General features: G+C 45.1%; 10 protein-coding genes and 2 pseudogenes. 8 read left to right on the top strand and 4 right to left on the bottom strand.

Translation table 11 applies throughout. The annotated features are described in order from the left end of the window. Window positions 1-389: 389 nt before the first annotated feature. Window positions 390-1,277, bottom strand: coding sequence for a helix-turn-helix domain-containing protein (locus tag EJF25_RS24100; RefSeq protein ID WP_060386376.1), 888 nt, complete (start codon window positions 1,275-1,277; stop codon window positions 390-392). Between the two features lie 627 nt (window positions 1,278-1,904). On the opposite strand from EJF25_RS24100, the gene EJF25_RS26030 reads away from it, so the two are divergent. The 8 genes and pseudogenes from EJF25_RS26030 to EJF25_RS24060 form a co-directional block, all read left to right on the top strand. Then, complete coding sequence (locus EJF25_RS26030; protein ID WP_235016913.1) at window positions 1,905-2,270, top strand: isochorismatase family protein; 366 nt, start codon at window positions 1,905-1,907, stop codon at window positions 2,268-2,270. A gap of 98 nt (window positions 2,271-2,368) precedes the next feature. Next, window positions 2,369-2,959 carry a YceI family protein gene (locus EJF25_RS24090; protein WP_060386378.1) on the top strand — a complete coding sequence of 197 codons (591 nt, stop codon included), beginning with the start codon at window positions 2,369-2,371 and terminating at the stop codon, window positions 2,957-2,959. A gap of 146 nt (window positions 2,960-3,105) precedes the next feature. Beyond that, a complete protein-coding gene (locus tag EJF25_RS24085; RefSeq protein WP_060386379.1) occupies window positions 3,106-3,969 on the top strand; it encodes a pirin family protein in 864 nt (287 codons plus the stop codon). Between the two features lie 185 nt (window positions 3,970-4,154). Continuing rightward, window positions 4,155-4,463, top strand: coding sequence for a hypothetical protein (locus EJF25_RS24080; protein WP_195399624.1), 309 nt, complete (start codon window positions 4,155-4,157; stop codon window positions 4,461-4,463). Between the two features lie 92 nt (window positions 4,464-4,555). Next, a complete protein-coding gene (locus EJF25_RS24075) occupies window positions 4,556-6,892 on the top strand; it encodes a TonB-dependent receptor (protein ID WP_117742429.1) in 2,337 nt (778 codons plus the stop codon). 45 nt (window positions 6,893-6,937) lie between these two features. After that, window positions 6,938-7,954, top strand: coding sequence for a hypothetical protein (locus EJF25_RS24070; RefSeq protein ID WP_008781907.1), 1,017 nt, complete (start codon window positions 6,938-6,940; stop codon window positions 7,952-7,954). Window positions 7,955-8,030: 76 nt separating this feature from the next. Beyond that, window positions 8,031-8,483 (top strand): copper resistance protein NlpE, encoded by a 453-nt coding sequence (locus EJF25_RS24065; RefSeq protein WP_060386382.1) that lies wholly within the window; start codon window positions 8,031-8,033, stop codon window positions 8,481-8,483. Window positions 8,484-8,636: 153 nt separating this feature from the next. After that, a pseudogene (locus EJF25_RS24060) lies at window positions 8,637-9,340 on the top strand (M48 family metalloprotease); the annotation flags it as partial. 21 nt (window positions 9,341-9,361) lie between these two features. Here the strand turns inward: EJF25_RS24060 and EJF25_RS24055 are convergent. The 3 genes and pseudogenes from EJF25_RS24055 to EJF25_RS24045 form a co-directional block, all read right to left on the bottom strand. Further along, window positions 9,362-9,823: a hypothetical protein gene (locus EJF25_RS24055; protein WP_060386383.1), complete on the bottom strand. Its 462-nt coding sequence runs from the start codon at window positions 9,821-9,823 to the stop codon at window positions 9,362-9,364. A 359-nt stretch (window positions 9,824-10,182) separates the two neighbouring features. Then, window positions 10,183-10,422 carry a hypothetical protein gene (locus EJF25_RS26405; RefSeq protein WP_060386384.1) on the bottom strand — a complete coding sequence of 80 codons (240 nt, stop codon included), beginning with the start codon at window positions 10,420-10,422 and terminating at the stop codon, window positions 10,183-10,185. 128 nt (window positions 10,423-10,550) lie between these two features. Then, window positions 10,551-12,125, bottom strand: a pseudogene (locus EJF25_RS24045) (ParB/RepB/Spo0J family partition protein); the annotation flags it as partial.

Genomic DNA, 12,125 nt, shown 5'->3' with positions numbered 1-12,125 from the left:
AGGCCCGGAAGAATATTATTTATACTTCCATACAGTTTGCCGAATGTAAATGAAAGGAAACTGACTTTAACATATTCACATTAAAGCGGTGTGAAAATAGTAAAATAATGAAAGGCAAATACGGATGAAGTCAGATCTTTTCAAAATATGTCTCAAATATAGTAGATATTGTCTGCTTTAATAGACTTGAGAATACATAAACTATCACTTAGAATGGAAAGTCTGATTATATCCCCCCCAAAAAAAAATATCGGTAATTATGAATGTACTCTCCCTTGTCAACATGTTCCGGTCCGTATCCATAGAATATCCCAAAAGAGATTTCTTTGCGTGGCAGGGTCTTCTGGTTTCCTTCCCCAACTTTTGCGTATACTATACAGCATCCATTTTTACAAATTGTGGAGTTTCTTATATCCGGCACGAAAGTTTGCAGGGGATGTTCCTGATTTCTTCTTGAAGAATTTCCCGAAGGATGACTGGTCTGAAAAGCCTAATTGTTCAGCAATCTCCTTTACAGTCAGATCTGTAAAAACCAGCAGACGTCTGGCATCCCTATAAAGTGCTTCCGTTATATAGTTGTTCACTGTTTTTCCAGAAATCTGGCGTACCACTCTTGACAGGTAGGTCTGAGACACGTTAAGGGAGTCTGCATAGAACTGAAGATCATGTACTTTCCTGTAATTCTCAGCCAGTAATTTTCTGAAAAGGCGGAACAAAGCATCGGAATGCCTGACTCTTCCAGCAGGATGTACATTTTGGCTGTGAAAGATTTCTGTTATTTGCAGCAACAGGAAATTGACCAGCGAACCAGCCATTTCCTCAGGATGGTCAGAAGTAAGGTAGTGGGACATCAGGTCTAACGTTTTGCGTATATGTACGGTATCGCTGTCCTCCAGCCGTAAGACATATGTCGTATGACTGTTGTTATAAAGCCGTTTGTATACATAGTTTCCTATGGAAAGGGAGTCAAAAAAGAAAGGCTCCATACATAGACCACATGTACCGAAGTCGGAACTTTTTTTCATTAACTCTACAGACATTCTTGGAGCGACAAGAAGCATGTCCCCCTTTCCTACATTATAAGAATGACAGTCAACTACAAATTCTGCTGTTCCGGCTTCCACCAGTATATAAAAGAAAGCCCCGGCACGCAATATCTTATTACTGTACTTGTCTAAAAAAATCTCAATATTCAGGATATAAACTCCTCTATTGTATGCGGTGACTGACTGCATTTCCCGCACCAAGGCCGACAATGTTTCTTTGGTATGCTCCATAAGCACAAACTATTTCTATATATTTTCCTAAAATGACCATTTCATCTGTAAGCTCGGATAAAAGTCTGACATCCAATGACGGATATGAGAAAGGTCAGCAAGATACAAAGAAAAGATCAAATATACAAAAAAGCCAAACTATATACGAAACAATATAATATACGTGTCAATGTTGGGAAATAATAGCATCGGTATCATCAGAGAGATGTCGGGGCATAAAAAGTGTTGTAATTGACTAAGTTTCGTTCTTTTAAGAACAGATAAATCAGACATAAGCTTACTAACTTTGCAACCAATAAACGAGATGGAGGTCTACATACCGCTATCTCAATTTGTTTAACTATAAAAATATAAAGTAATGAGTAGTATCAAACCTATCAGAGATCCCAAAACGGATCATTTGCTAACACCGGAAAACTCCGCATTGTTAGTCATCGATTATCAGCCCATACAGGTTCATTCCATAGCTTCCATGGACAGACGGGAACTGGTGGAAAATATATCCAATGTCTGCCGTGTGGCCAAAGGGTTCAATGTCCCTGTTATTTTGACTACTGTGAATGTTGCCACCGGTCTTAACCAGCCTACTATCCCCCAGATAAAGAAGGCCCTTCGGGGCAGCCTGAGATTGACAGGACTTCTGTCAATTCATGGGAAGACAAGGAGTTCCAGGAAGCAGTCAAGGCACTGGGCAGAAAGAAACTTGTGGTTTGTGCGCTATGGACAGAGGTCTGTCTCTGTTTTCCAGCCTTGGATCTTTTGAAGGAGGGCTATGAAGTATATACTATTGTTGACGCTGTCGGCGGAACATCCAGGCTGGCTCATGAAACGGCCCTCAGACGGATGGAGCAGGCCGGAGTTCGGCTGACTTCCGTAACCCAGTATATCTGTGAACTGCAAAGGGACTGGAACCGCAAAGAAACCGTTCCTGTTTTCTTCCAAGGGCTGTTGGATAACGGATCTTTTTTTGTGGAAACACTCAAAGAAAAATAGTATAACAGACAAAAAAAGCATCCAGTTATAAAAGAATGAAAACGGATGTTATCCTTTGTATAAAAGAATAACATCCGCCTTCCTGAAATATCCAGTTTATGAAAAATATTTTATTGTTCCTATTGTTTATGACAGCCGCTAGTATCAATGCGCAGACAGTCATGTGGACTGACGATCCCGAACATACCCGTATCGGTTTTGAAGTGAAGCATGCGGGGCTCTCCTTTGTCAGCGGATATTTCTCAGACTTTGACATTACCGTAAGGCAGAAGAATGGTGATTGCACGAATACGGATATCCGGGTGGAAGTCCGGACGGCAAGTGTGAGCACAGGAGTGGAAGCCAGAAATAAACATCTGCGCTCATCCGATTTCTTTGATGTGGAGAGATTCCCCATGATGGTGTTTAAAAGTACGGAAATGAAGATGCTCGGTACAGATAAAGGGGAGATATATGGAGAGCTCACTCTCCACGGAATTACTAAAAAGGTGCGGTTTGACGTGATGTTAATTGGCAGAAAGGAAAGTCCGGTGTCCGGTAAAGAGACGGCAGGTTTTCGGCTCCAGGGTGTGATCAGATGCTCGGACTTCCAACTAGGTTCCAAATATATTCCGACTATGATCTCGGATAACGTACATGTTGTCGTCGACTGTGAATTCTCACCAAGGCAGGGTGAATTGGATATATAGTCAAAAGCAGACGGCATCTGTATCAGAAATATTTGGCGATACCAACTTAATTATATATTCCGGAGAAAATCCGCTTCGGGATAATTATATTCTACAAACCATTCTTGCATGGATTGAAAAACAATTAATATTAAAATGACAACAATATGAAAAAAAGAAAAGTGACACGGATTGTGAGAGGAAGAAAGACTGTTGACGGGGCAGGTGTACATCTGCGCCGGATATTGGGAGAGCAGACGGTGGTGGACTTTGACCCGTTTCTGATGCTTGACGGTTTTGACTCCACCAATCCGCAGGATTATATAAAGGGATTTCCCTGGCATCCACATCGCGGAATAGAGACCATAACCTATCTTGTCAGCGGAACAATGGAGCATGAGGACAGCCTGGGAAACAAAGGGGTGATCCAGTCCATGGGATGCCAATGGATGACAGCCGGTTCAGGAATACTCCACAAGGAGATGCCGCAGCCATCAGAAAGGATGCTCGGATGCCAACTGTGGGTCAATTTACCTGCTGCAAAAAAAATGGTTCCACCGGCATATAGGGACATTGCTCCGGATGACATCCCGGTGGTGATGTCCGACAAGGCAACCGTCCGGATCTTATCAGGCAGCCACCGGGGGATACGGGGGACTCTGGACAATTCGTATGTTCAGATAACATATTTGGATGTAACTTTGCCCGCTGACGCCTCATGGAAGTACAACGAAGCACGCGATGATGAAAACCTATTTCTCTATTTGCTGGAAGGCTCGCTTTTCCCCGAAGTGAGACAGCAATCTGCGGAAAGTAAGGGTTGTGCCATATTATATTCTGTTCCCGTTCCTGGAGAAGATACGGACGAACCGGTAGAGGTGAAAGCCGGACCGGAAGGCGCACGTTTCCTTTTGTTGTCGGCTCCTCCCCTGAAAGAACCTATTGTCTGGGGAGGTCCCATAGTGATGAATAGCCGGGAGGAACTGGAGGAAGCTTTTAGAGAATTAAGAAATGGAACATTCATCAAATAAACGGCATTATTTTACTGAGGCAACCGTCTCCCCCGGATGAACGGATATAAAATGTATGGTAGGCTTATGACGGCTGTGGTTATATTCCATGCCGTTGCCGACCATATAAAAAAAACGAAAAATACCTATTTGTAGGTATTGTGTGAAGCTGTATAATCCACTATCTTTGTAATATGGATGGAATAATGAAAAATAGAACAGCCGTAGCATACCTGCTGTTACTGAGCATGATGCCTTTCTTTTTTGTGAAAGCCTTTCATGTTCATAAGGAGCGTGCATGTATTCATGACGGGCAACAGTTCCCTCATCACGATTCAGCAGATAAATGTGCTATCTGTCTTTTCACTTTATCCTTATTTACCGAAGCGGAAAGTTTGGAGTACACCCATACCTTGACTGTAAAGCCTGTTAAATATCTTATTTTGGAGGAGCAGGGCGTCACTGCTACAATTCTCCTTTTGTCTCTTCGCGCTCCTCCTGTCCGAATGTCATAATTCTCTATGGATTACATGCACTATGTGATGACATGTAAAGGGCTCTTATGCCTATTGACTATCCTGAACAATTTATAACGCTTTTATAAAATATGACATTTCATGCATATTTCCGATATGTGTGTCTGTTCCTTACCTGTCTGTATATGGCATTTTCTGCACATATGCATGCACAGGAATACCGGCAACGATCAGACACAACCAGGACCCTGCTGATTATAGACGGGGAAAACGGAAACCCTATTGAAGGAGCCGGTGTATTAGCCGGCGGGCAGGTGCTTGTCAGCTTATCCGAAGGAACGGTAACTATTCCTTCAAGGAATTCCGCAGATACAGTCCTTGTACAGAGTCTGGGGTATAAATCTCAATATATATCCTTGAAGGATGTGTTTAAAAGAAAGAACACCTATACGATACGTCTTTCTCCGGAAATGACGACATTGGGGGAAGTCATCATTATCGGTGAACGTTCCGGAATAACCCGGAATGCAGTGAGCGGGCAAATCCCATCCCCTGCAATCAATCATGCGTTGGGGACCTCCCTGGGTGCCCTGCTCGAACAGGTCAGTGGTGTAAGCTCTATCAGTACGGGGACGGCAATAGCCAAACCCGTCATCCAGGGGATGTATGGCAACCGGATATTGATCATCAACAATGGCACCCGCCAGACAGGGCAGCAATGGGGGGCCGATCATGCTCCGGAAGTGGACATGAACGGTAGCAATTCCATCCAGGTGGTGAAAGGATCCGATGCGGTACGGTACGGTTCAGAGGCTTTGGGGGGGATTATTATCATGGAACAGGCCGCCCTGCCTTTCCGGACAAAGTCCTTAAAAGGAAAGGGATCCATGCTTTATGGCAGTAACGGACGCCGTTTTGTCCTTACCGGACAGATGGAGGGAACCTTCCCTTTTCTCCGTGACATTGCCTGGCGTGTACAGGGAACCTGCTCGAATTCAGGAGACCGTTCTACCGCGAACTATCTTCTTAACAATACCGGAACCAGGGAATTGCATACCTCCGCTTCACTCGGCTATGATCATGGCCGTTTAAGAATAGAAGGGTTCTACAGCCGCTTTTACAACCGCATGGGGGTAATGCTCAGTGCCCAGATGGGAAGTGAGGATCTGCTGGCGGAACGTATCCGGCTGGGACGTCCCCTGCATACGGACCCTTTCGCCCGAAGTATCACATATCCATATCAGGAGGTCACCCATCAGACAGCCGTTGGCAAAATAAGATTCAGCATGTGGGATGTTGGAAATCTTTACTGGCAGGGTTCCTGGCAGAAGGATGACCGGCAGGAAAAACGTATCCGCCGCCTGGGATCCGACATCCCGGCTGTTTCCCTGCACTTGTATTCATTTCAAAACTCCCTCCGGTGGAAGTGGAATTATAATTCATGGCAAACGGAGATTGGGGGACAAATCATGTTCATAGACAATCACAGCCGGGCAGGGACAGGTGTTGTTCCTGTTATTCCCAATTACACGGAGACACAGGCAGGAATATATGGCATTGGAAAGTATAATTACAGCAAGGGAGGAGTTGAAGCGGGTGTTCGCTTTGACGGGCAGGAAACCCGTGCCAGCGGCTATGACTGGACTGGAAATCCCTATGGGGGAACAAGAAAGTTCAATAACATATCATACAGTCTGGGAGCCCATCACCTTTTTTCCGGACACTGGAAACTTACCACCAATTTCGGGATGGCCTGGAGGGCCCCCCACGTGTATGAGCTGTACAGCAATGGGAATGAACTCGGATCAGGAATGTTTGTCAGAGGGGATTCGGTCATGAATTCCGAAAGAAGCTATAAATGGATATCCTCTATCAGTTACAGTGGCAAGGTGTTCAGCGTCCATGCGGACGGTTATCTGCAATGGATAAGCGGTTATATCTATGATGAGCCCCAAAAAGAGAACATTACTGTCATTTCAGGGGCATATCCTATATTCCAATACAGGCAGACCCCGGCTTTCTTCCGCGGAATGGATTTTGACTTTCACTTCATGCCTGCAGATTCATGGGATTACCATCTGACCGCCTCCTTTATACGGGCAAACGAACGGACAACAGGAAATTATCTTCCCTATATCCCCCCTTTCCGTCTCAACCATGAGCTTTCATGGAACCACAGAACCCGGTCGCATTTCCGGTTGCGTCTGGGTGTCCGGCACCGTTTCGTGGCAAAACAGACCCGGTTTGACCCGGATACGGATCTTATCCCGTACACTCCTCCGGCATACCATCTTTTTGGAGCCGATGTGGATCTGGAATGTCCCGTAAGATGTGGACACATATTACGGTTCATGATATCGGCAGACAACATTCTGAACAAAGAATATAAAGAATACACCAACCGTTCGCGTTACTATGCGCACGACATGGGGCGCGATGTGCGTTGCGGAGTGAGTTGGAGCTTTTGACTTATAACGAGACATAATCAACAAACCTATTTAATTACAAGTAAAATGAAAACAAATGTATGTAAAATCGCATTAATGCTCCTGATGGGGGCATCTTTTACCTTATTATTTAATTCATGCAGCAAAGATCCTGTGATTCCTGAAAATGAGACAAAAAACAAATTGCATGAAGATCCTTCCAAAATGACAATCCGTCTTGTGGAATGCCACTTGCATGCAGATTGGAATGAAATACAGAAAGTCGGTGGTCCTCATCAGAATCCGGAATCTCCAGCCAGACACATGAAACGTATTCAAGAAATAACCTACGAACTGAAGACCGGCCAGGGCTGGACACTTGCCGAAGGCAGTCAAAACAAGTTCTACGTACAGAAAAACGGAGAATATAAAAATGGAGACAACTTTACTCCAGCCCCTATTTATCTGATGTTTATTTATTACTACAATAGTAAGGGAGAGTTGATGAATAACCAGTTTATAGAAAATGGACAGGATAAAATACATCAACATTTCTTTACACCAGAAAATGTAAAACCCACCTTTGACGGGCAGCCGGAAGCTGATGACAATGATCCGCAAAAATTAGTGGACTATCTTTATGTAGATACTACCCCTTGGGACAAGACCAGACATGACAAGGAGGCTGAAATAACAGGAGGAAGCAATCCTGTCGGGTTGAAAGGTGTCATCCGTTTTTTGAAAGATCGTAAGGAATTTGACTTGAAAATTCGTCTTTATCACGGTTACAAATCCAAGACCAATCCGGAAACTGGTACTTTTGATCCGTTCTACAAGCCTTCCGGAATATTGATCCAGCGTGGCACATGGGATATCAACTTAAGTATTCCTATAGTGGTATTCTGGAGTCGTGATGAATATCTTGACATAGAACCGGATGCAGATGTTAACCAAATCGAAGAAGATAGTCTTGATGAAGAAAGCAACCGTACCGTGCATTCCATTATGAAAACCTTCAACCTTACATGGAAAGAAGCGCTTGAGGAATTCATAACTTATACCTATAAGGCGGGAGATACTGAAGGAGGGGCTATCTGGCTATAGGTCTCTTGTAAGGAGTATAACCACAACAGATTGATTTAAAGATTTATAATATTTAATTTATTAAACATTCGGAATTATGAGATTTAACAGATTCAATCTTTTATTGGTAGCAACAGCCATAATAACGTCAATGTCAGGCTGTACCGGATCACAGAAGAGAACTACACAACAGGAAAAAGAAAGCGCTACTATGGCCACCACTACAGTCAATACCAAAAATAAGAATTTTTATGGGACTTATGAGGGCACATTACCCTGCGCCGATTGCAGTGGTATCAGGACAACACTGAAAATCAACAGTGATACAACCTACGAACTGCGGAGTGAATATTTGGGAAGGAAGGATGGCGTCTTTGAAGAAAGTGGCATTTATAACATTGTGGGTGAAAACATCATAGAACTGGTAACTCCTTCTTCCGGGGAGAAGACATTCTATAAAATTCTCGATGGTTCAGTCGCGTTGTCCGACAGTCTGGGAACGCTCAACGGCAGTGAATTGGCTGAACATTATATTTTGAAAAGACAATAAAGGATACTGCATAATTGCATCCGGAGCTAATGATGAAGAATTGACCGTATATCTAGCCAATCAGTTCTTCATCTTTTCCTGTTTTTATAAATCAAGATGGAACATACCCTAAGAAAAAACAGTTCATACGAACAGCTGTATTTCATTATTGTTTTGTTTACATATTATAAAACCTTTCACCATTGAACGTATGAATGATGTGGATGAAAGAGGGTTACAAACCGTTGGACGGTGAGGAACGGATGCGGATGGAACGTCTGCTCTCGGAAATGGGGATGGAGAGGAAGCTGAATATCTACTGCAACAGGGACGCACGTACGAATGCCGTGACTTTCGGGTTCCATACAATCGGGCTGACAGGTGGTATTCTTCAGACGGCATCGGACGAGGAACTCAAAGGGGTAATCAGCCATGAGGTGGGACACATCTCGCATTATGATTTTGTCTATCAGGTGCTTCTTTTCTCTATGCAGTTGCTGGGCTACCGCTGCCTGTACGGGCTGTTCCTGATTCCGGCCCTGTTTTTCGGATTGGCAGGCAATCTGATAATCGCCGTGGTCCCGGCTGTCCGTTTCGCCGTGGTGGGGATGGCCAGACTCTGGTGGAGCCTTTATAAACTGTTGCATCATACGATTTACGGTATCAGTCGGATAGCAGACGTGAATATCAACAAATATGCCGAATACCGTTGCGACACGTATGCGGTACGTTACGGTTGTGGGGAGGGCCTGCTCTCGTTCCTGCGTCGGCTGGAGGTGGCGGAAACGGGTGGGGAGCGGCCTTCGTTCACCGAATATATCATGAGCACGCATCCATCAACCGAAAAACGGATTGTCCGGCTGGAAAAGTTGTTGTAACCTGCGATAAAGAATAGATGCCTATATCATTTTGCGGATATTGGTACAAGGAGTGGCGGACATGCGTATCCGCTGCATTTCCAAAGAAAAGTCCTCGTAATAACAGATGATATGGCTTGCGGCAAGCGCACCGGTGAGGCTGTCTTTCTCTGAAAGCGTCTCCTTGCTGTCCGCCTTCTTTATCAGGTCATCATATAAGGCGCAATACACTTTGTCGGTATCTGCCGGATAGCATGTACCGGTGATGACGGCTGAAAGATGTATCTCCGGGCATTTGTCCGCTTCACGGAGTATGATGGCCGTATCTGCCGCCAATAATCCGATATAGGTATTCAGATTGCAGGAAAACATGCGGTATCCTTCATCATAAAGTGCAAGAATAATACGGTAGAGTTCCATACGGATATTGTTTTCCCTGAACCGGTCGTATCGGCTTGTCTTTTCAATGGTACAGCCTGTAACGGCAACATTCCTGTCATACATATTTCCATGAGTTTTTTTGTTAATGCCTTGTCCGTAATTACTGTTAAGTACCGAAAAAAGCACGGAACTTAACAAGTCCGAACACAGGCACGACCAAGCGCCTCGCAGGAGACGAGTTAAGTCCGTGCCAATGGATATGACAAGGACTCCGCTCGTTTATTCTCCTGCATTAAAATTGGTCGTTTCGTGTTCGGGAATAAACAGCTAAAAGCTATTCTAATATGTTATCATTCAAATTCTTTAATCTTATAACCTTCTTTTTTTGATTCAACCCTGCAAAAATAGAAAAAAGCCGGGCAACCGCATAGGGATTGCCCGACTTTTTTGAGAGGAAGTATTCAGGTGTGGGGTGTGGCAGGTCATTCCACCGGCTCGCCGCCATAGCGAAGGCGGCAGATTTCCTTGTGGATTTCACACATGATATGCAGCTGCATCCGCTTGCTGATATGGCGGCTTTGGGAACGCATGAACAGACGGTTTTCTATCAGGCTGCAAAACTTCGTGCCCTCCCTGCTTACAATGCAGACAATCTGATTTTCAAGGAAAAAATCCCTGTCGGTGGAATACTCCACGTCCGGGAACATTCTTATATATTTCATTCGCAAATATTTTAAAAGGTTTTACGGTGGCGGTGTGGGTGGGGTCGTCCGGCCCTGCCCTCTGTTCTCTTGGGGCGGTGAAAAAGATGTGCCGGATATTGTTTCCGGCACATGCTTTCCGCTTGGTGTCAGGCGGCTTTTCCGCTTTCGGGCTTCTCTGTTTTCGGGGCGGTGGTCTTCTTTTCCGTCTTTTCTGTCGTCTGCTGTTTTTCGGCTTCCCTGGCAGCTTTCTTTTCCGCTTTCTTCATTTCCTTTATCCTTTCCTCCAAACGTTCATGCCGTTTCTGATATTCTTCCTCGTGGGTGGCTTTGACAAGTCCGTATTGGTCGGGGAAGTGCATGTTTGCGAAGTCCCTCAGCAGCTTGGATGCGTTGTTGTCTCCGTGGCCGTTCTCACAAAGGAAGTGGCTGATGAAGTCCCGTTTGATTACCGTTTTTTGTGTGTCCGTCAGTTTGGCAACGATTTTCATCCGCTGTTTCTCGTCCAATGCGAAAGGCTGGTCCTTGATGCCGAAAAGCGGGAAATGTCTCCTTTGAAGTTGGGCAAGCATGGCAAAATAAACCATACCGTCTTCGTACTGCGTGAACGAGCTTTCGGGATAGTCGTTCTCACGGACAATCTTTTTCGTATCGGCAACGGTCTTTTCGATGGAAAGCTGTTTGAAACGCTTGTCCCTTTCCTGCAATGTCCCGATAGTGACGGGGGCGGTTTCCTTTCTGTTTATCTCCACGTAGCAGAGTTCGGGTTCTGTCTGTCCCACCTTTACATAGGTCTTTATCCTGCCTTCCTCCTTCATGCGGTCAAGTTCCTCCACCTTTCGGGCATATTCCTCGTTTCTGCGCTCAAATGTCTGCACCGCCTGTTCGTACTCTTTCGTTTGGGTGAACTGCTCTTTCTTCGGTGCTTCGGGTGCTTTGGGGAATTCCCTTGCCGATACGTTGTAGTCAAGTTCCTTGATTTCATGCCCTTTCTTGTCCAATTTCTGTAGTGCCATATCGTTACGGCTTCCGTAGTAGGGGCGTGCGACAACCAGCTTCGGATCGGATTTCAAAAGTTTCTCCGTCTCTTTTGCCACATGGGCTGCGTTCTTGGCCTCCAGACATTTGCGGTTGGTGCAGTGTCCGCACCCGTTATGCTCGGCAAAAAGGTTGTAATTGGCTGCGTTGTGTACGCATGTATTGCATTCCGTCTTGTCGAACTTGTATTGCCCAAGGTCGGTGGTATAGTATTTTTCAAAGTACCTTTGAAGAGGTTCAATGTATATCCCGTCCAATCCTCACCGTTCCCCTCTTTGAGGTGCTTCTCGTACACGTCCTTTTGTATATCGGGCTCATAGGTGCTTATCTCCTCGGCTACGCTGACAGTGATTGTTTCATTGTCCAACAGTTCACCGACAGGCGCATAGAGTTCGTTCAGTTTCAATGGGGTTATTATAGATATTATTTTCGCTCCGTCCGAAACGGGCGGTCAGTGAATACATGTCATATCTGCCCCTTTTCAAGCAAACCGCTTGAACGCTTTTGCTTCTTCAGTGGGGCGTACCTGCTCACGCTGCAAGTTCTCGCTTAACGACATGTCTTTCCGCTTCATCGTCCGTCACATTGTTATATATGGTTGCCTTTATGGTCTTTGCTCCTGCAAGCAATGAGGCACGGTAACGGCGTTCACCGTATATAATTTCATAACCGCCTTCCGTGCGTGG

This window comes from Bacteroides faecalis, from assembly GCF_003865075.1.
GTDB classification, from domain to species: Bacteria; Bacteroidota; Bacteroidia; order Bacteroidales; family Bacteroidaceae; genus Bacteroides; species Bacteroides faecalis.
Note: the sequence above shows the minus strand (reverse complement) of the source record. Positions and strands in the feature narration are given on the sequence as shown.